The organism is Microcoleus sp. PH2017_24_DOB_U_A, assembly GCF_020738205.1.
Taxonomy (GTDB): domain Bacteria; phylum Cyanobacteriota; class Cyanobacteriia; order Cyanobacteriales; family Microcoleaceae; genus Microcoleus.
On the sequence record NZ_JAEQCT010000027.1, the window covers coordinates 20,285 to 40,963 of the forward strand.

16 protein-coding genes are annotated in these 20,679 nt (G+C 44.8%); 10 read left to right on the top strand and 6 right to left on the bottom strand.

Annotation, left to right across the window (positions count from 1 at the left end; translation table 11 throughout):
- Nucleotides 1-127 precede the first annotated feature (127 nt).
- The 5 genes from JGK07_RS05945 to JGK07_RS05965 all read left to right on the top strand — a co-directional run bounded on the left by JGK07_RS05945 (nucleotide 128) and on the right by JGK07_RS05965 (nucleotide 3,600).
- Nucleotides 128-1,261, top strand: a complete 1,134-nt coding sequence (locus tag JGK07_RS05945; protein ID WP_293181679.1) for an AAA family ATPase — start codon at nucleotides 128-130, stop codon at nucleotides 1,259-1,261.
- A complete protein-coding gene (locus JGK07_RS05950) occupies nucleotides 1,258-1,491 on the top strand; it encodes a hypothetical protein (protein WP_293181681.1) in 234 nt (77 codons plus the stop codon). Before JGK07_RS05945 ends, JGK07_RS05950 begins: the two co-directional genes overlap by 4 nt.
- Nucleotides 1,472-1,762, top strand: coding sequence for a hypothetical protein (locus JGK07_RS05955; RefSeq protein ID WP_293181683.1), 291 nt, complete (start codon nucleotides 1,472-1,474; stop codon nucleotides 1,760-1,762). The genes JGK07_RS05950 and JGK07_RS05955 overlap by 20 nt, the downstream gene beginning before the upstream one ends.
- Before the next feature lie 102 nt (nucleotides 1,763-1,864).
- Nucleotides 1,865-2,119 (top strand): hypothetical protein, encoded by a 255-nt coding sequence (locus JGK07_RS05960; RefSeq protein WP_293181685.1) that lies wholly within the window; start codon nucleotides 1,865-1,867, stop codon nucleotides 2,117-2,119.
- A gap of 119 nt (nucleotides 2,120-2,238) precedes the next feature.
- The gene (locus tag JGK07_RS05965; protein ID WP_293181687.1) at nucleotides 2,239-3,600 is read left to right on the top strand and encodes a branched-chain amino acid ABC transporter substrate-binding protein; all 1,362 of its coding nucleotides are present in this window, start codon (nucleotides 2,239-2,241) and stop codon (nucleotides 3,598-3,600) included.
- Between the two features lie 4 nt (nucleotides 3,601-3,604).
- Here JGK07_RS05965 and JGK07_RS05970 read toward each other — a convergent pair whose 3' ends face one another.
- Complete coding sequence (locus JGK07_RS05970) at nucleotides 3,605-3,856, bottom strand: hypothetical protein (protein WP_293181689.1); 252 nt, start codon at nucleotides 3,854-3,856, stop codon at nucleotides 3,605-3,607.
- An 18-nt stretch (nucleotides 3,857-3,874) separates the two neighbouring features.
- Between JGK07_RS05970 and JGK07_RS05975 the strand changes: the two genes are divergently transcribed.
- From JGK07_RS05975 to JGK07_RS05985, 3 genes are read left to right on the top strand one after another with little or no spacing between them, the layout of a single operon-like run.
- A complete protein-coding gene (locus JGK07_RS05975) occupies nucleotides 3,875-4,951 on the top strand; it encodes a branched-chain amino acid ABC transporter permease (RefSeq protein WP_293181691.1) in 1,077 nt (358 codons plus the stop codon).
- A gap of 18 nt (nucleotides 4,952-4,969) precedes the next feature.
- Nucleotides 4,970-5,383, top strand: coding sequence for an element excision factor XisH family protein (locus JGK07_RS05980; protein ID WP_293181692.1), 414 nt, complete (start codon nucleotides 4,970-4,972; stop codon nucleotides 5,381-5,383).
- Nucleotides 5,371-5,706 (top strand): XisI protein, encoded by a 336-nt coding sequence (locus JGK07_RS05985; RefSeq protein ID WP_293181693.1) that lies wholly within the window; start codon nucleotides 5,371-5,373, stop codon nucleotides 5,704-5,706. The genes JGK07_RS05980 and JGK07_RS05985 overlap by 13 nt, the downstream gene beginning before the upstream one ends.
- Before the next feature lie 182 nt (nucleotides 5,707-5,888).
- Here the strand turns inward: JGK07_RS05985 and JGK07_RS05990 are convergent, their stop codons facing one another.
- Nucleotides 5,889-10,511, bottom strand: a complete 4,623-nt coding sequence (locus tag JGK07_RS05990; protein ID WP_293181694.1) for a nitric oxide synthase oxygenase — start codon at nucleotides 10,509-10,511, stop codon at nucleotides 5,889-5,891.
- Between the two features lie 324 nt (nucleotides 10,512-10,835).
- On the opposite strand from JGK07_RS05990, the gene JGK07_RS05995 reads away from it, so the two are divergent.
- Nucleotides 10,836-12,401: a branched-chain amino acid ABC transporter permease gene (locus JGK07_RS05995; RefSeq protein WP_293181695.1), complete on the top strand. Its 1,566-nt coding sequence runs from the start codon at nucleotides 10,836-10,838 to the stop codon at nucleotides 12,399-12,401.
- 91 nt (nucleotides 12,402-12,492) lie between these two features.
- The gene (locus JGK07_RS06000; RefSeq protein WP_293181696.1) at nucleotides 12,493-13,311 is read left to right on the top strand and encodes a class I SAM-dependent methyltransferase; all 819 of its coding nucleotides are present in this window, start codon (nucleotides 12,493-12,495) and stop codon (nucleotides 13,309-13,311) included.
- Between the two features lie 19 nt (nucleotides 13,312-13,330).
- On the opposite strand, the gene JGK07_RS06005 is transcribed toward JGK07_RS06000, so the two are convergent.
- The 4 genes from JGK07_RS06005 to dpdF are packed head-to-tail and all read right to left on the bottom strand — an operon-like array spanning nucleotide 13,331 to nucleotide 20,371.
- Nucleotides 13,331-14,038 (bottom strand): hypothetical protein, encoded by a 708-nt coding sequence (locus tag JGK07_RS06005; protein ID WP_293241550.1) that lies wholly within the window; start codon nucleotides 14,036-14,038, stop codon nucleotides 13,331-13,333.
- Between the two features lie 5 nt (nucleotides 14,039-14,043).
- The gene (gene dpdH / locus JGK07_RS06010) at nucleotides 14,044-17,127 is read right to left on the bottom strand and encodes a protein DpdH (RefSeq protein ID WP_293241553.1); all 3,084 of its coding nucleotides are present in this window, start codon (nucleotides 17,125-17,127) and stop codon (nucleotides 14,044-14,046) included.
- Nucleotides 17,124-18,008 (bottom strand): protein DpdG, encoded by an 885-nt coding sequence (gene dpdG, locus JGK07_RS06015; RefSeq protein WP_293190847.1) that lies wholly within the window; start codon nucleotides 18,006-18,008, stop codon nucleotides 17,124-17,126. Before dpdG ends, dpdH begins: the two co-directional genes overlap by 4 nt.
- Entirely contained in the window at nucleotides 18,005-20,371 is a 2,367-nt protein-coding gene (dpdF, locus tag JGK07_RS06020; RefSeq protein ID WP_293241556.1) for a protein DpdF, read from the bottom strand. Before dpdF ends, dpdG begins: the two co-directional genes overlap by 4 nt.
- Nucleotides 20,372-20,679: the final 308 nt, after the last annotated feature.

Here is a 20,679-nt window from a genome sequence, read left to right on the forward strand (position 1 = left end):
CGTAGGTACGGGGTGACTCGCCTACATTTACCACAACCTATTTAGGTGTTGTGAAGTGGAAATATTGTATATTGGTTAAGTAAGCTGACCATTTTTTTAACTTTTCACTCCTCGGAGTCGTTTTTCTATGCTCCAAAGACTATACGTACATAACTTCAGATGCCTGGAGAACTTTGAACTGATTCTCAAAGAGATGCCATCCTCCCTTTTAATTGGGAAAAATGGTGCAGGTAAATCAACCATCCGCGTTGTATTGGAAATCCTTCAACACATCGGTCGAGGCATTAACAGAATGCGTGATTTTGATAAAAATCATCTTGGTCTTATCGACCCGAAAGATTTCAATCGAGGCAGGTCTGATGTTCCAATTCGATTTGAGATAGAAGTATTACTTGACAATAAATTATACAAATATATTCTGGCATTGGAATTACCAGAAAACTTTAGAGAGCTTCGAGTTTTTGAAGAGCAACTGTTAATTTCAGGAAATCCAATTTACTCTCGCAAGGAAGCCCAAGTCACTATTCATTACACCAGCCCGCGAAATCCTGAAGCTAAGTTTCTGGTGGATTGGCATCTCGTTGCTCTTCCAGTGATTCAAGAACAATCAGAAACCGATCCGCTTCGTATTTTCAAGACTTGGCTGGCGCGCACGATTATTTTAGCCCCGATCCCAAGCCTGATGACTGGAGACTCTAACGGGGAAACGTTGGAGCCAAAACGAGACGGTTCAAATTTTGGGGAGTGGTTCTCTGGGTTACTCAGTCGCTACCCTGCTGCCTACACACAGGCTTACAGATACCTCCAAGAAGTTATGCCTGACTTTCAGGATTTTCTGAATGAACAAATCGGGAAAGACTCTAAAAGTATGATTGTTCGGTTTGAAGAAAAGAATGCCAATCTGAGTGTTGACTTTAAAGACTTATCTGATGGGGAGAAATGCTTTTTTCTTTGTGCTGTTGTCTTAGCTGCTAACAAGTATTACGGCCCACTTTTTTGCTTTTGGGACGAACCTGATAACTATCTTTCTCTGTCAGAGGTTGGACATTTTCTTACATCACTACGACGCTCATTTAAGGATAGCGGTCAGATTATAGCGACCTCACATAATGAAGAAGCAATCAGAAAGTTTTCAAATGAAAATACCTTTGTACTCGATCGAAAAAGTCACTTAGAGCCAACCTTAGTTAGGTTGCTCAGTGATATACCTGTCAGTGGCGATCTTGTAGATACCTTGATTCGCGGCGACATAGAATTATGAAAGAGAAGCAAAATCCATACAAGTCTCATGTTGTTGTGTTGCCAGAAGACCGTGCTAATGAAGAGATCGTAAATGGATTTAATAATTTTCTAGACCTTTACTCCAGAGCTATTCAGATTGAGCGGCCTGCTGGTGGTTGGGAAAAAGTTGTGGAGAAATTCCTAAAAAATCATGCCTCTGAAATGAAGAAAAAATTTCCAGAAAGAAAGAATGATGGTCTTGCTGATTGATTTTGATGAAAATTATGAAGATAGGTTTAGTTATGTAAAGGAGCGGATTCCCGAGGATTTAGAAAATAGAGTATTTGTTCTTGGAGTATTATCTGAACCAGAGAAGTTAAGGAGCGATATTAGAAAGAATTTTGAAAATATCGGAGAAGCCCTTGCAAATGACTGTTCCAATAATAACACGAATGGATTATGGGGACACGATCTTCTCAAACACAACAAAACAGAGTTAGATCGTATGATTCTATCTGTTAAACCATTTCTGTTTAATTAAGTCAACGAGGAATGAATGCGTTTTGTCGATATCTGAGCATCTTGTGCTAACTCTTGACCACATACTGATAAAATAAGAAGAGCTAGATTGAGATATCATCTTATGTCGCTGATTAAACAACGCCTTCTAGAAGCGATCGAACGAACTCCTGAATCGCTTTTAGAGCAAACCCTGACATTCCTAGAATTTTTGACCAGTCGGACACAAACCGCGATCGCCCCAGACTTCGACTCAGATTTTGATTCAGACACCGACTCCAACGACCAAATCCTCGCTGATCTGAAAACCTCCCTCCACCAAGCCAAAACGGGACAAACATTCCCCATTGAGGAACTCTGGGATGGCATCAATGTCTGATACGCCAGTCCAACTAAAATTCACAGTTGAGACAAATTTTTTTAACTTGTGCTAAGTCTTGACTTACAGACTTAGAGAGTGAAAATATGCTAAGACGCAAGCAACAAACAAACCAACCTATGAACTTTTCAGAAAAATCAGGGGGCAAAAGTCCCACATCCACAAAAACCAACCCAACACAAAATCTCAACACCGGCGGGCTGCGGACATTACTCCTCGCCGCCGGCATAGCCTCTCTCTGCGCCAGTTGTCAGAGTCCCCAAACACCAAGCGCCACAACCCCCGGCAGCAGTCCTGGAAGCTCTCCCGCAGCCTCTCCCATCGTCGTTAGCACCCCCGGAGACCCAAATACCGTCAAAATAGTCTCCATGCTCCCCATGACAGGCAGCGCCTTGGGTCAAGCTCAAACAATGGTCAACGGTGTCAAACAAGCCCTTGCCGAAACCGACTCTAAAGCCTGCGATGGCAAAATCAAAATCGAATACGAGATTCTCGATGACGCGACTGCTGCGGCTGGCAAATGGGATCCCAGCCAAGTCACATCGAATGCTAACAAAGTAGCAGCGGATGGTTCGGTAGTTGGTGCGATCGGTCATTACAACTCCGGTGCCGCCAAACTTTCAATTCCCGTGCTCAACCAAGCCAATATAGCGATGGTGAGTCCCGCTACCACCTATCCGGGCTTGACAAAACCAGGAAAAGGTGAGCCGAAAGAACCCAACGTTTATTACCCTACAGGCACTCGCAATTTCGGTCGCGTTGTCCCCGCAGACGACCTCCAAGGCTCTGTAGCTGGCAACTGGGCGAAATCTTTAGGAGTTAAAAAAGTCTACATCCTCGACGACCAAGAACTGTATGGCAAAGGTATTGCTGACGTTTTTGAAGCAACTGCTAAAAAGTTGGAAATTCAAGTCCTCGGCCGGGAGGGAATTGATATCAAAGCCAGTGATTACAAAGCTTTAATGAATAAGATCAAAGCTTTAAATCCCGACATGATTTACTTTGGTGGCACTACTCAAAGTAATGCTGGACAAATCATTAAAGACATGAGAAATGTCGGGATGACTGCTGATGCAGTTAAATTCATGGGCCCGGATGGCATTAAAGAACAAGCTTTAATTGATGCCGGAGGCAAAGATGCTGAAGGAGTTTATGCTACTTTTGGTGGTTTGCCTCCTAAAGAATTGACTGGCGTTGGTGCGAAGTGGTATGAAAGCTACAAGGCAAAATATAATGCTGAACCAGAAGCTTATGCAGCTTATGCTTATGAATCTGCTAAGGTGATTATCGGCGCAATTAATAAGGTTTGCAAAAATGACCGCGCGGCTATCCGCGATGCTGTTTTGGCAACTAAAGATTTTAACGGCGTACTTGGCAATTGGAGTTTTGATGCTAATGGTGATACTAGCTTGACTACAATGTCAGGAAATGTTGTTAAAGCTGGTAAGTGGGAATTTGTGAGTGCACTTAAGACTGAATAATTAGTCAGTTGACTGTTGTCAGTTGACTGGTTAACTGGTTCCCCGGCTCTGCCTGGGAACCGATGTCTAGAGGCTCTGCCTCGCTCTTATACCAGGAAAATTGCCTCGCTTTTCTAGTAGGAAGATTGTCTCGCTTTTCTAGTATAAAAATTGGAGGCAGAGCCTCCGGATCTGCGTTACCAGGCAGAGCCTGGGAACGAGTAGAACTTCCCCATGCCCAATTCCCAATTCCCAATTCCCAATTCCCAATTCCCAATTCCCAATTCCAATAATTATGAAAAACTGGAAAAGTATTCTCTTATATATAGGTGTAGCGTATATAGTTTTGTTGTTAGGCCCGATCGCAGGATTTGACTTACCGAAAATTATTGGCGAAATAGTCCGCAGCCCAGAAGTGTTGATTCAACAGTTGTTAGTGGGTTTGGTCAACGGGGCGCTGATTGCAATTATTGCTTTGGGTTACACGATGGTTTACGGCATTATTGAGCTGATCAATTTTGCTCACGGCGATTTGTATATGTTGGGTGCTTTTGCTTCGCTGACTGTTTTCGGGGCTTTTGGGATTCAAGACGGCGCACCTTTAAGTGTTGCGATACCGGTGATGTTAGTCGCTTTGGTTGTATGTTCGGTGTTTTGTGCTGGACTAAATATTGTGGTCGAAAAGTATGCTTATCGTCCTTTGCGAAATGCTCCTCGTTTGGCTCCGTTAATTTCGGCGATCGGGGTTTCTTTTATTTTCCAAAATCTGGGATTATTTTGGGGAGGATTGAAAGCTTTTATTCCGGTGATGGGTTCTAATTCGGCGGCTCCGAAAAGCTTCCCCGATTTGTTGCCGCGAGTTGATATTCTCAAAGCTATGGGAATTCAAACAAGTATTGTATTTACTACAAAAGATTTAATTGTGTTGGTGGTGGCTCTGGTATTAATGGTTTTGCTTCATGTGTTTGTGCAGTACACTCGTCTGGGAAAGGCGATGCGGGCAACTGCTCAAAGCCGCGATGCTGCTAAAATTATGGGAATTAATGTCGATCAGATTATTGCTCTGACTTTTTTGATTGGTGGGGCTTTGGCTGGTTCGGCTGGGATTTTGGTCGGTTTGTACAATAATACGATCGTGTTTACGATGGGTTTTACGGCGGGGTTGAGGGCTTTTACGGCGGCTGTTTTGGGGGGGATTGGCAATATTGTCGGGGCGATGTTAGGAGGGGTTTTGATTGGGGTGTTGTCGTCTTTGAGCGATCAGTATTTGTCGAGTCGCTGGACTAATGCTTGGGTGTTTGGAGTTTTGGTGGTGATTTTGGCTTTCCGGCCGGGCGGTTTGTTGGGTGAGAATGTTCAGGAGAAGGTTTAAAGGTGCAGGGTTGAAAAAATGGCAAAAGACATTTATCATTATCAAATAAGGACTGCTTTAGAAAAGGATGGGTGGATAATTACAGACGATCCTCTGACTCTGCAATTTGGTTCGCGCAGTGTGTTTGTGGATTTGGGAGCTAAAAAGTTACTAGCAGCCGAACGCGAGGGACAAAAAATTGCAGTTGAAATCAAAAGTTTTGTCGGCAAGTCTCTAGTCAAAGATTGGGAAAATGCGATCGGACAATACAGTTTGTACTTAAAAATACTCTCTAAAAGAGAGCCATATCGCGCCCTATACCTAGCCATTACTGAAGAGATTTATACCAGCTTCTTTCAGGAGGATATCGTGCAAGTCGTACTTGAGGATAGAGCAATGAAAATTATCGTTATCGATCCTATTCAGGAGGTTGTTACCAGATGGATAAACTAGATGAATACCGTGAGTTGATTTATAAAATCCTGTCGTACTATGCCAGCCTACCCTACAATTACGCCGAGATTAATAACAAAGTCATTGTCAGCGAAGACCGAAATGATTTTTTATTGATGACTGAAGGCTGGGAGGGGCACAAGCGACTCCACTATTGCCTCATTCACGTTGAAATTCGCAACGGTAAACTCTGGATTCATTATGATGGTATGGAAGACGGCATTACTGATGAATTACTGGAGGGTGGTGTTCCTGAAAACTGCATTGTTTTGGCGTTTCATTCGCCTGAAGTACGCAAGCATACCGGATTTGCGATCGCCTGAAATATACGCTTGCAAATCCAGAAGCGATCGCAGCAGTCAACAGTCAACAGTCAACAGTCAACAGTCAACAATCATTCCGGTGCAACCGGAATTGATATCAATCAATTCAAACAAAATTAACAAAAGGAGCTGGAAGTCTTCTCGCTTCCAGCTCCTTTTGTTAATGCTAACAGTCCCAAATGTTAGACAGTTAGCGGTTGCGCCAATTCCTTGACTGGTGCTTCACTGTCACTTGACTGCTGCACCCGAATTAGCCACCCTTCGGCTTTAGAGTAGTTATCTTTTTGCACCTGTTTGATAGCTTGTTTGAAGTTCAACTGCACGCCCCAAACATCGCTCGTGAAACGCTTTTCTTGCTTCATATTGTCGAAGAACACGGCGGCTTCGATGTGAGATAAACCGCCTTCGGTTTTGGCAATAGAGAGCATCACTTCAAACACATCATCCGCCATCTTCGCATCCCCACAAACGTAGTAGTGACACTTAGGATGACTCAGCAGCTTCCAGACATCCTGGGAGTTTTGCTGCATGAGGTTCTGCACGTACAGCTTTTGGTCTCCAAGACGGGAGAATGCTACTTCCAGACCCGAAAGTACACCTTGATTCTGCCACGTCTGCATCTGCTCCTGATAGAGGAAGTCACTGTGATTGCGACAGCCAAAGTATAAGGTAGCATCGCCCAAGGGTTGTCCTTGCTGCAACAAGGCATCTCGGTACTGAAGGAAAGCAATCAGGGGAGAGACCCCTGTACCCGGTCCTACCATCAGCATCGGTGCATCGAGTTCGCTAGGCGGACGGAAGCTAGAAGTACGGACACCAATGCGAACCTTCGCTCCGGGTTCCAGTCCAGCTAGGTAGTTGGAACAGAGTCCTTGACGGACTTTGCCTGCGTCGGTTTTGATTTGCAGCACGCCAACGGTGATTTGTAGGTGCTGGGGATGGAGCAAGGGAGAGGAGGAAATCGAGTATAGGCGTGGCTTTTGCTTCGGCAGCAACTCTAGTAGGGTGGCGAGGGTAATCTCTGCTGAGGGAAACTCATCAAATAGATCGAGAACACTCATGAAGTTGTCTGCGATCGTTTTCTTGAGCAAAACGCTGTCGGCATTGTCGTCTACCTGCCGGAGAATCTCCAGCCAGGTTTCTAGGCGATGTTTCTCCTGGGGATTTTGGGCTACGGAGTACAGGTAGGTAAGCAGTTCGTTGAAGGGTTCCCGCAAAGCTAGATCGAGTTCTTCGGAGAAAACCTGACCTACGGTTGTTGGGACGGCAATGGGGGGTTGGTCTTCTATTTGAGTGCCATCTGGTGTTACGTAACTAGCTGTGAAATAGGTATTAGGGGTGACTGAAAGGCGATCGCACAACCGCTGTACTAATTCTGGTGGATTGCAAGGATAAATAGCAACGTGATCGCCGGTTTCGTATTGCAAATTGCTATCGGAAATATCGAACATGATATAACGAGTAGAACGACTACCAGGAATCACCTCTTGGAGCAGTTCTTGATTTGCGACGACAGGAACTTCGATGGCTTTATCTCCACTCACGGCTAGAGGGGCAACGGTTGCCGCTTCTGCCTCATTTAAGAAGGTAACGTTGAGTTTTGGGGCGGATGCGGTTGTGGCATCTGCGGAGGTGACATCCTCACCTAAAACGCGGGAGATGAGTCCCAGCCACTGTTTGAAGGTGTCTGCCTGTCCCTTAATTTCATCCCCTTTATGCAACGGCACAATGCAGTTAGCCCCTGCCTTTGCGAGTGTTTTATCTACCGAAATTGCCGCAGCACAGAAGTGTTCGTAAACGGTACTGCCAATGCCGAGGATGGAATAGCTCAACCCACTGAGGGAACCCGCAGGCTGTTTCTTCAACCACTGAAGGAATTTTTGGCCGTTTCCGGGGATTTCGCCATTACCGAAGGTGGAGGTGACGATTAGGAGGAGCTTTTCAGAGGCAAGGGTATCGGTATTGTATTCATCGAGGGCCATCACTTTCGCTTTGTAGCGCTGGAGTTGACGGGAGGCTTTCCGCGCAAAGCCTTCGGCTGTACCTGTTTCAGAGGCGTAGAGAATCAGGATGCGGTCTTGCTTGTTGTCGTCCTCGTCGGTAGTAGTGATGAATTTTTCCAGGTCAATGCCGTCTTCCACTGTCCATCGATCGGCTCCATAGTGATAGGCAGGGTCTAGGTAAAAGTCGCGCATCTGGTGATGCCAGACTGGGCAGGTACTCCCTCCAGAGGGTGGTACGACCCAACCCCAATCTGCCGGACACTCGCGCCCTGCTTTCTTTTCGCGCAAGTCGTGGGCGATGAATTGTTTGGAGGCAGTCTGGTGATCCACCATCGAAACTTTAGCTTTTTGGAATGAGTATAGGATAGCGATGTTGAGTTCTAATGCTACGCGATCGCGCCACAACGTTTGCTCAGAACTGGTATCCAGCTTGAGAACTTTGGCGATGTCCTCCGTTTTGTCGTAGCGCCAATCTTCCAAGAAATCCCGCATAATCTCGGTACCCATGTACCAGCCATTGAAAGGAAGGCAGGCGTAGGTAATGCCGCCGATGTCCATGCGGAAGTTGCTGATGGCTGGGATGGCATACCACCGAAAGCCGAGGGACTTGAACTCTGGAATTGTGGGATGCTCAATTTCCACTTCCAGTACATCGTCTTGATGAAACTCATAGAATTTCGGTTCCATTCCTGGGACTTCAATCACTAGGGGGAGGATGTCGTAGGGTGTGCGTGGTTCCGGTGGTTGCCAGCCGAGTTTTAAGATTGCTGCGGTGAGCTCAAAGTTGGCGCCATCGCCCATAATACTCCCGTTCGGTTGCTCGTAAGCGGCATAGCGAATCAATTGGGAATTCCAGACGCGTGGGCCCCAGCGTTCCTTCGGCTGTTTGGGACGGAAGACGGTCATCGTAATTTGAATATTGCCCCCATTCGTGGCGTATCGCAGGTGTTCTTCTAACTCGCGAAACATCTCGTCGGGGTTGGTGACATAGCGGCGATCGCGCACCACCATATTATTCCACTGAATTCGAGCAATACACTTGGAAGCATTGCGCCACGACAACTGTGCCCCATAGGCTAATTCTTCGTAGGTGTGGGTGTAAGTGCCTGTGGCTTTCACTTCCTCTTGGATTTCTACCCAACGCCGCGCTTGATCCTCCGGTTCCCATTCTTGCTCGGTAGCAATCTGCTTCAAATACTGCTTGGCTTTTTTGAGAAATCGCTCCTCATTCAGCTTGGGCAACTTCATCACGTTAATAACGCGATCGAACAACGTCTGCCATGCGTGCCCTAACTCAGGGGTGAAGTCTGGCACATACTTCTCAAGTATGAGCACCAATACCTGTACCATACCAGCATAGGCGCAGGAGGGTATATCATCAATACTCACCTGGGTTCCTAACTGCTGGACTATCAACTCTTCAAATTCATCAAAGTCAATCTCGCCACTACCATCGACATCTACGCGAGCAAACAGATCGTTCAACTCGCTGATGGGGATGGATAGCCCGGACTTGCGCGAGTAATCGATGAGTTCCTCAATAGAGATTGTTCCAGTCCCGTCTGTGTCAATCTCATTAAAGATATACACGCGGAGATCTTGAATTAGTTCGTCTCTACTGCCGCCGTGGAAGCAGTTAACCAAAAATTCCAATACCTCAAACAGGTTCAAGGACAGATAATCCATGTTTGTCCGTCCAAAAATAGGCAGCATGAACGGGTATTTTTCAAATAGAGTTTGAAAAAATGCCTCTCCAATCTGCTGCGTATTCTGTCTGAGGATGGTTAAAGAATCCGCCATGCGTTGCTTGACATCTGGAAGCATTGCCTCTTCGTAGCGACGCATCGCCTCTACCATTGGGACAATCACATCGGTGTTGAAAAATCGGTAAACAGCGGAGTGGGTTCCTTTTGCTAGATTTTCGCGATCGTACTCTTCTAGGTACGGAATCGACGGCAACATCCACATCCACACCTGCCGGGCTTTCAACCAGTGATGAGGACGCATCCCCATATCGGCAAACAGCGCTCCGTAATCCTGAACATTATCGAAGCTATCACCTTTTTCTGCCGGCACCCCCATCAGAGGTTCCGAAATCACGTTCTGGGTATAAGGCTGAAGCTGATGTACGCAACAGTCAAGCAACTCAAAAAAGTAGTCGCTTACGGTGTCGAGGGCATCCCCAAAGATGTACTCTAGTTCTGGAGCCTCCAGCAAGAGGCGCTTCAAGAACTTTTCCATTTGCAATTCTTTCCACGCCCGCAGCTTGTTCCAAACGTCTTTGACAATTACTTCCTCTTGCGGTGTGAGGGGAACCGCTTCGGGCATCTCGAATTCATTTTGGCCGTTGCTCTGACTTGCTGGCGCGTGGAGGCGACGATTTCCCGAATGTCCCAACAGCGTCAGCGTGCTGCTACTTACGTCACTGGTACTTTGGGTAAGGCGAGTTTTCAACTTCAACTGAGGTGCTAGATTCCAGTTGGCGATCGGAAATTCTAACTCGGCGCTGGTTTCACCATTGAGGTAATCCTGCGTCGCCAATGTGACCGTTGCGGCATCCTGCCAGGGCAGAGTAATATCTCCTTCCCGGTAGCATAGGGTAATGGCGATCGTGCAGTCTCCGTTGTTTTTCAGATCCAATAACCAGCTTGGTTGCTTGCGGCTAAAGGAATCCTTTTGCAACAAAGGTTGTCCCTCATCGGAGAGCATCTGCACGCGGCACTTGTACCTGTAGTTGTCGGAAGTGGGGAAATCGGTCGCCGAAACCTCGGTTAAGTGGATAATTCGTGGATTATTGTGCATACTAGGCAGGAAAATTATGTAAGAAGAGCAAGCAGGCTAGGTGTCGTGCACCTGTGTAGCAAAAGCTTAAAGTATATTATCTTATATTCAAGATAAAAAATAGTCCGCGATCGTGCTAAGTTATATTACTGAAAAAATACTTAATGTTGTGTCGATAGATACAATTAAAATTTATGTTTATTTGTAACATAGCACTTCTCAATTGAGTGCAATACAGTAGCCCCATTAAATATTCCCTGGTTTCAAACCGAGGGATAGCCGCTCCCAATTTGATATCACTCCCTCTTCCCTCTTCCTTCTTCCCTCTTCCTTCTTCCTTCTTCTATGTCAAACAAAATAATCAAAGCAATTAAATCTAGTGGTATTCTAGGAGCGATCGCCTTTTTGACAGTCCTCCTATTCGGCGGTTGGAGCGGCACCGTCATCGGCTGGCTGATGGGCACAGCCGCAGGCTTTATGGCTGGTCAGGAACAGAAGGTTAACAACCCGAAAATGGGTGCGACAATTGGCAGTTTAGCCGGATTGGGATTGGGAGTTTGGCTGTTAGTTGCTAGCGTCCTCGAAGGAGTTGTGATTCGACCTTTTTCTGGTCAATCTGCGGTGGATTTGCCGACTACTTTACTGCACGGAATTTGCAGTTTGACGATCGCAATTTTGACAGCTACGTTAATGGGCGCTTTGCAGGGTTTGCAGGGAGAACGCCAGCGACAGGCTACTCTGGTAACATTAGCTTTTATCTTAATTCTGTTTCCGTTTATCGATCTTGAGGCTAAGACCGGCTGGATTGCTACGGTAGTACAGATTCAAATCTTTATTATGTTGGCGCTGGGTTTGAATATTACTGTGGGTTTTGCGGGCTTGTTGGATTTGGGATATGCGGCGTTTTTTGCGATCGGCGCTTACACGACGGCTTTGCTATCTTCGGGACAGGTAAATATTGCTTGGAACTTTTGGGTGGTTTTGCCGATCGCCGCTGGTGTAGCTGGCCTATCGGGCGTTATCCTCGGTATTCCGACACTGCGACTCAAGGGCGATTATTTGGCGATCGTCACCCTCGGCTTTGGTGAAATTATTCCGGTGGTATTTAGAAATTTAACCGCGATTCGCATCGACGAACCAATCTCGAAGATAGTCGCTGCTGTTTTGGGTAAGCCGGAATTGGTGCTTTGTCTCGTTGGGTGCGATCGACCTTTTAACCTCACCGGCGGCGAAGCGGGCATAAACCCGATCGGGCGTCCATCTCTCCCGATCGTCGGCACATTCAGCACCGGTAACTACTTTCCCTGGTACTACCTAATTTTGCTGCTAGTTGTCTTCGCATATTTCATGATTTCGCGGCTGCAAGATTCCCGTTTGGGAAGGGCATGGAATGCCATGCGCGAAGATGAATTAGCAGCGAGTGCCATGGGCATTAACCTCGTCAAAACCAAACTTTCGGCTTTTGCAATGGGAGCGACATTTTCGGGGTTTGCAGGCGCATTTTACGCAGCTTATATCAGCGCCATTTTTCCCAGCGTCTTCGATTTCTCAGTCTCCGTCATCATCCTGTGCATGGTGATTTTAGGCGGTTTGGGCAACATGACAGGCGTGATTTTGGGCGGTATCATTATCATGTCTGCCGATCGGCTTTATCTACCCCAACTCGCCCAAGTCCTCAAAGGTTTTATGAATACTTTTGTGTTGCCGAGAATAGCAATTCCGCAGTTAGCAGACTTTCTCGCCACCAGTTTAGACCCGATTCAAATGCGTTTATTTCTCTTCGGTTTAACTTTAGTTGTGATGATGATCGTGCGGCCGGAAGGGCTGATTCCCGATAAAATTCATCAAGCAGAATTGCATGATGATGCTGAGGCGAACAATCAGACTTTAGCAGATGCGAGAAATCAATAGATCCATCCAATAATTCTTGTGGAACAGGCATCTTGCCTGTTCAAGAAAGGACTTTCTGGAAATATCTAATAGTTAAGGGGGAAAATGAGCAATGAGTAAGAATGTAACAGCAACTGCTTTTGTTGTCGCAGAATTTAGAGCAGAAGAAAATGCAGAAACTGCTCCTCTTTACACCGACAATGTAGTCAAAATTTGGCTGAATGAGGAAACAAAAAGAATTGCGGGCGAAATAGCTCAAAACTCTCCGGCGGCTAAAGAAATGATTAAGTTGCGTACTAAATATTTTGACGATGTGTTGTCAAATCAAATTTTAGCAGGCTGCAAGCAAGTCGTGATTTTAGGATCGGGTTTGGATACTCGCGCTGCGAGAATGAATGGAGAATCAGTGGCTTATTGGGAAATAGACGATCGCGCGACACTTGAATTAAAAGCCTCAACTCTCAAAGCTAACAAAGTTACAGCCAATGTCCGCTACATTCCCGGCGATTACGTGCAAGATGATTTAATCGCTTTGCTGAAACAGAACGATTTTGATTTTGAGCAAGCTACATACTTTTTATGGGAAGGTAACACTACCTTACTTGCCAAGAAAGATGTCATATTTGTATTAGAACAAATTCGCGACAATGTTAAATCTTTCAAGTTGTCCTTTGATTATATGTCGGAAAAGGTGATTGCAAGAACCACGGGCTACCAAGATATCAATGATTACATCGATAAATACGAAAGTATGTATGCGCCGTGGATTACTGGATTTGAAAATATTGAAACTTTGACTGAAGAACTCCAACTCAAAATTATTGACAACTTCTCAACTGCGGAGTTGCACCAACAATACCGCCCTCACCGTTCCCTAGAATCTAATCTATTAAAATTCTACTTTGTTTGTACGTTAGAAAATGCAGTCTAAAATATCGAACATAACATAATTAAGTCAAGCGAATTCGTAAAGAATCAATCAGACGGTTTTTAGCCAACCAATCTTTTACCTCTGGCGTTAAAAGACTCAGGGTAGCACCCTCATTAGCAGCAACTCTCAGAAAACGAAGCACTGCTTCAGGAACCTCATCAGCATTTAAGCCATCCCAGCACTGCTTTAATTGCTCAATTAGCCGATCGACTTTCTCAAAATCCTCAATGCTTTGGGGAATTGAGTTAGAGTCCCGAATTTGCAAATCTAAACTTCTAATCCGTTGAACAGTTGGCTTAAATGCCGAAACTTTATCCAATAAATTCAGGATTTCATTATTAGTGCTGGGCTTATTTTGATTTCGATAGCACTGCCAAGATTGATTCAATTGCTCTCTCAGAGAATTTTGTAATTGCTCTATCCTAGTAGTGAAATTCTTTTTGTTAAAATTTTCATTGTCTATAATCCACTCAGGATCTGCTTTAAATTCTGCCTCAACATCCGTAATAAATATCAGTAGGGTATCTGCTTTTTGAGCTAAAGCAAAATTGGCAAGTCCTCTTTGATGAAAAGCTCTCAAACATTGAACGAGAGGTATAGTTCCAGCGACAGCTTGCTCGATTTGTTGTTGTCGAGATTGAAAGCCTTGAAGATTAGTTGCATACCTTTGAAGATTAATTTTTTTTTGAGATAACTCAATCAGTTGAGTGGATTTTTCGACAAGCATATTATCTATCCTTTAATTTCAGTAATTAGATTTCGCAGTCTAGCCAATCCATCTTGAATAGCTCTATGGCAAGATTCTACTGTCGCGCCACCTGACCTTTCTAGTAGTTCAATCTGGTTATTGACATCGCTTATAGAAGCATCAAGAAAATTGTTAGTGTTTCCGAGAAATTCCGAAGCTTCTGTCATTGCTTTTTGATGATTTTCGCTGAGATATTTAAGCAGCTTGCTCGGTTTGCTATCTGAATTATCTTTCTCAGCTTGCACGCGCTTCATTGTTTCTAAATAGCTAGAAAGCCCAACTCGTTTAAACTGTTCCACTACAGATGTTAGGTCATCGCCACTCTTTCTCCCTCGAAATACACCAGCTTCTTTTGAACTATCGATCGCCTTTTTGACTAAATCGATAACATTTTTTTTCTTGATGTCTTCTCCTAATTCAGATATGAGAGAATTGTAAACAGCAAGTTGCCGATCGCACTCTTCTTGAATCGCTGTTTCTAGCATTTCATCCGCAGCTTGACGCGCTTTATTGATTTCGGGAAACTTTTCTCGAACATCGACCGGAATTTCACATTGAAGTTGCCAAGATTTGCTAACCTGTTGCAATGGATCGAGGATTTGTACAACATCAATAATCTGAAATTGTTTAGAACTTCCTTTTGTGCAAGCCGTGCGGCTGGTAACAATTTCTAGTAAAGCCTCGCGCTGGTTTTTCAAGCTATTAAATAGCTTTTTCCAGTTAGCTGAACGATTTTCTAAATCTTTTGCTTCTAAGTCGAGAAACAAACTATTAATCAAATCTTCCATCGAATTTGCAGGATTTCCGGCCATTGTTGCTGCGATCGCCAGTAGCTCAACTGCCGCAGGTACAGGACTCCAGGGTTCCCCAGACTCGCGGGGATACAGGCGAATCTGGCCAACAACATACTGACTCCATCTTTCCAGTTGTTTGGCGTAGGTGCGGAAGTAGCGATCGCCCTCGGGGAACTTCCAATGCTTGTAATGATTGTACTGCAAAATGGCTTGAAAGGCGATCGCGCTTTCTCGAAACTCATCTGCATCATCAGGATTAAGGGGAAGAGATAATTTAACTCCAGAAATCGTCTCCCTTGTCACTTTTGGACTGAAAAAAGTAATATTTCTGCTTTTAAAGTATGTTGTCCCACTACTAGCAAAACTCCCCTTAAGCAGCATTTCTGTGTCCCATTCTATCCGCTCGCCGATCGCTGAGTAAATCAACGGTCGCAGTTCTCCACCGATATCTTGCGGGAGAATATCTTGGTTGTTCCAGCGATCGAGATTTTGGAGTTGTTTTGTCAGTTTTTCGGGAAATTTTTCAGTTTGAGATTGCGGCTCAACTTGATAATTATTAACCGAAGTTCTAGACTCTTTAGCCCGCGAAACAGATGGTGAAACTTTAGTCGAATGTACCTTCAGGCCCAGTGCAGGAAGATCGAATGCAGAGTGAATTTCCGGGTGCAAATCGCAAAGCTCGTTACTATCAGTCCACAAATCGAGGAGAATTTGGCGGCGATCGTAATTTTGTTGGTCTTTGGCTTTAATATCTGCCTGAACCATTGCACTCAGCCGCATCTTACCAAAATGTTCTCGCAGAGAAATAGCAGGAAAGTCTCCATGCTTAAGATCGGAAATAGAATTTTCTAGAGTCCACTTGAGAACATCTCTAATCAAAAATCGAGGTTTAAAAGTTTCGGGGTTTACCCTGGCAAGCATCTGCTCTAATGCTTCAGGCGTGAAGGGATACAAACCAAAACCGTCCGCTTCTCCAAAACCTGCATGACAAGCTAGTTTGTGTTCGCATTCACTGCAAGCACTACTTAAAGCTGCTTTATCTGAATCTTCATCATTGCGAGACTTAGCCCAATCTTGAATTATTTTATCCTCCAAACGCACCGCGTTGAGATATCGCGCCACAAATTGTTTGATATCTGAATAATTCACTAAAGATTGTTGTTTTCCAACTGTACCGACATCGAGATTAACGCTAAAAGTAATCCGTTGTTTTACAGTATCTAACCTCAAACCGTCAAAATAGCCCGTAGTACAAGCTAGCGCCGTTCGGATCGCGCACAAAGATTTACCTCCGGCTTGTTGCGGCCTCGCTAAAACTGCTTCTAAAACTTCGCGATCGATTCCTTGAAATTTCGCAAAATCTTCAATTAGCAAAACTAATTCTACTCCTTCTTCGGCTAAAGTTTCGCGAACTTCTCGCATTAATCTTTGCAAATCTTCCCGCCCGAGGCTCAAAACTTGAGCGATCGCTTCATCTAAATGTCGGTTCAACCAATCTACAGTTTCCTTTTGGATATCATCATCGCCGATTAACAAGCTATAAAATTCCCGCGATCTCTCCCCAGCTTTTTGCAAGTCTAAAACATTTAGAGGCAAGTCCTCAAGGGAAAATTGCCGCCGTTCTTCCACAATTTCTACCGTATCTCGATGTCCGAGAATGTGGATAACTAATTGATGAATAATTCCTCCATCCTTTAGCCAGTGTTCTCGGAAAAATGGATCGTATAAAAAAGAGTCAATTACATCAACTAGGTAATCTTGTGCATCAGAAAGATTAGTGCGATCGCCCCGACCATTTGGGCCAACCGCAGCAGCAAGCTGATTCAGAGTTTGTTCCCGCGCTTGTGCTTCAGTCAAGGTGCTAGTGGCTCGATTTAAACGCTGCCGGTATTCATCGAAGGTGGCTCCTGCCATCCCTTCTAATATTAAACTGATAATATCTTTGAGATTCGTTCCTATTTTGGGAATCAGCAAAACTCGACGCTTTTGTGTCGATTCAATATTGGCGGCTAGCCACCGAATCAGGTGAGATTTTCCTGTGCCAGAACTTCCTAAAACTGGTACGAAAGCGAAATCTTGTTCTGCCAGAAAATCCTTCAGAAATTGTTCCTCACTGTAGCGAACTTGCGACGGTATTTCGATAAGTTCCTGGCGGTACATGGCGATCGGATGGTGAGTTGCCAGAAATATACTATCTGCCGTTTGGGTAGCTTCCACACCCATCACGCGGCGAACGCGATCGACATCCCAGCAAACAAATTTTGTAAAAGTCATAGTTCTACTCCCGTCCAAATAATATGAGAAAATCCTGCTTCTTTGTCACCAATTGGAAGGATGAATAAATCGGCATCCGACTCTTTTATAAGCTGGATGCAGCCATCATCCTGAAGGCGGAATAAAGCAAAAGCTGTGCTAGTTGATAAATGATTTGGCAAGCGAGAACCGATTTTATCCTCAACTTGTTCTCGAAATTTGCCAGTTTCAAACAGAGGACATTTTTCGGCTAAACGATCGACGAAATCTGCGATCGAAAGTTTAGCTTGCACTTCTCCTTGAAATAACTCTTTTAAATTGCGTTTGAGGTAAGCAGTTGGCTCGGCAACTATTCTTTTGTTTCCTCCTAAAGCATGACTCCAAGCAAACCCAAAATAACACATCCAATCCTCGACTTGACCGGACAAAGTATTACTGGATATTTTCAAATCTAAAGACTCAGCAACTCCCTGCTCTGCGACAAGCTGTTCTACTTTTTCCCATGTATCGGGAGCATCATAAATATCTTGGGCTAAATACCATGCTATTAACCTGCCTAAATCTGCTTCATCTTCATTATCAGAAGCGAAAAATAGCTGTACCAGCGTATCCGGCAACAACTTATCGCCAGTTTGAGGATGTCGAGCTTCTTCAGTAAGATTAAAATTTATAGCAATATCCTCGTTTTCTTCGATTAATAAACCGCACTTGATACTTTCTCGCAGTGCAGCATCAAACATCGGATGTTCCGCACCTTTGTTTCTCCCTTCTGATAATTTATCGGGAGAAAGCAGCCCAGTGAGTTTTTCCCTGTTTTCTCGCTGTTTGGGTGCTTGAAGTAAATATCTAAATATGCCTCGCATTCGGCTAGGAGCAGCCAAAGCAGTTTTTAATACGCTCATAAATTCACCTCCGTACAAAAGTGGTTAAACATAAAATATTTACCTGGAAAAATATCAATTAGCTTGCGGTCATTGCGACTGGGATCTGCTGTATCTACCGGAAGCACGATAATCAGCGGCGCGTCAGAAGTTCTGTTTGGTGACAGATATTTCTCAGGAATAGCCTTTCCTGGTGGATGAAAGATCAGGGTAGGAATGCGCGGCATCAGAATGGGTTGGTATTTTTCAAACAAAAATATAAAAGCATCTGGGATTAGATTTGGTTCTTTAATTAATGTACTATGAAATTCGCGAGTAACAACTAAATTCTTAATTCCTTGCTCCGTCAACCATTGAAAAACTTGAGGGCTTTTGCGTTTCCAACTTTTCTCCTCCATAGATTCATAGAAAATCAGCATTAATTTATCTCCTGCTAGCAATCGTTCTAGTTCTTTACCTACAAAAAGTTTAGGGTTTTGCCATACAGATATCGGCGCGGGCATAATTCCCGAAAATATTGATTCCCGGTTTTTTCGGCAAACAGGACATCCGCCACAAGCACGAGAAACTATCACCTGCTTTCTCGGTTCTGGTATTGCACGATCGCCTATAGTGTAAGCTTCAGCTAAGATTTCCGAAATACAGCGTTCCGATCGCAAAGCCTCGCGCATCAATTCCAAGTTTTTATAGCTCCTGTTTTGGCTTTGCTGGCGAATTGGTTCTACTTTCTGTTCCCAGGTTTGTTTTTTCAGATGGGATTCATCTAGAATCCGAATAAAGCGGGATTCTCGGTGCAGTTCCCAAGCTTTTTGATAAGCGTCTTTCGATTCAAAATTTTTGATAAGCGGCGGTCGATCGGCATCCATTTCGATTAAACTTGCCCGACTCATCAGCGTTAAAGTGCGGATGTTCCAAGCCTGATTCTGTTCGCTGTTCATGTCAATATCTGCTAGTTGTAAAGATGGAGGAATATTGACAAGAACGCGAAACCGACCATCGATCGAGGGTTCTTTTTTGAGAAACATACTTTCCCACCGCTGCAAACCCCGTTCGATCGTAATTGCAGATTTTTCGTTAAGATACTTGGCAATTTTTAGGTCTTCATCGGTATGCAGTGCGAGGGAAATTGCAGCCTTGCCGTCTCGACCTCCGCGACCGACTTCTTGATAGAATCGATCGATAGTTTCGGGGATGCAGGCATGAATTACGGCTCGAACATCTGACTGATCGACGCCCAATCCGAAAGCCGAAGTAGCAACTACTATATCAACTCGTCTCTCGCGCAAGTCTTGAATCAGTTGAGAGCGTTCTGTTGTGCTAGATTCTCCGGTCATCATCGCACACCGCTTGAATCCAGCACGCAATAAATCCTGTTGCCACCGCCTGACATCTTCGCGTTTGGTGGCGTAAACAATCAGAGGGCGAGGGAGATGATAAACAGCTTCAATTAGTCGCTGTTTTCTGATTTCTGCACTTTGACACCAAGCAAACCAGTAAGAGGGTTCTGGTCGCAATTGCACGGCAGATATCACTTGAAACGGGCCGGGTTTTCCGAATAAAGTTTCCAGGGTATCTAAAATCAGGAAGCCCAAAGCGGCATTCGGGCTGACTCGATCGACATCCTCTACTGCAAGTACCTGGACGCGATCGGCAAATTCAGAGAGAAAGTCAGAGAGATAGAATTTATTTTCTAATTCTTGAAGCCACTGTTCCCGCAGGTATTGCGGTACAATTACCACTGCACGTCCCTGGGGTTCATCGAGGAGATACTGGCGCAGAATAGCACCTGCTTCGATCGTCTTTCCCAGTCCAACTTCATCAGCTAAAAGATAGCGTTGAATCGGGTCTTCGAGCACGCGGCGGACAACTTCAACTTGATGGGGATAAAGGTCAATATTGGCAGAAATCAGCCCTGTCATCCCGCGACTGACGGCGCCCTGTTGGATCAGACACCGGACAAAAGCTAAACGCCGATCGTGAAAGTAAGGCGTTTCCTGACCTTTCATCGCTAGAGTTTCGATGGGATCATCGATGGGTAGGTTGCAGCGAACGTAAATTTCCTGTTCGGCAACTAATGCTATCTTTTTATCGGGTAGATCGATGCGATACAGACTTTTATCTTCGTCCCAGTCAAAAATTCGACCAATTATCCATGTATCCTGGTTTTCTGGCTGGATGTAACATCGTGTCTGAGGCGGGAGTCGAACTCTAGAAAGCGAAGTTAAGGGTAAGATTTTTTCTAGGCGTTGCCCGATCGAGCAGAAGTATTCAACCGTTGCTGTAGAGTAGGATAGCTCGGTAACTTTTCCGATTCCTAAGTCGTTGTTTGGAGATTTTTCTGCGGAGAGGTTTTGCGATCGCACCAGCAAACCAAGCTTCATCATAATTCCGACCTCAACAATACCCCCTACTATAGTAGCCGATCGCCCGCGACCAAATATCAGTGTAATTTAATTTTCCACCCTTTTTGTCGTCGTTAAGCTGAAACCCAGTTATAAAGCTTAGCCTAAGACTTTATGTAACGCATTCCGAGGCCCTAATTTTTCCTTGTCGTAACGAGCATCCCACCACAGCCAAGCTGACGCACTTTAACAGATCAGATTTGGTATTATATAGAATCCGAACTCTCTTACCAATTTAATGTGAAGTTGCACATATCCCGATCCCCCTCGCATCCCCCGAATAGTCGGGG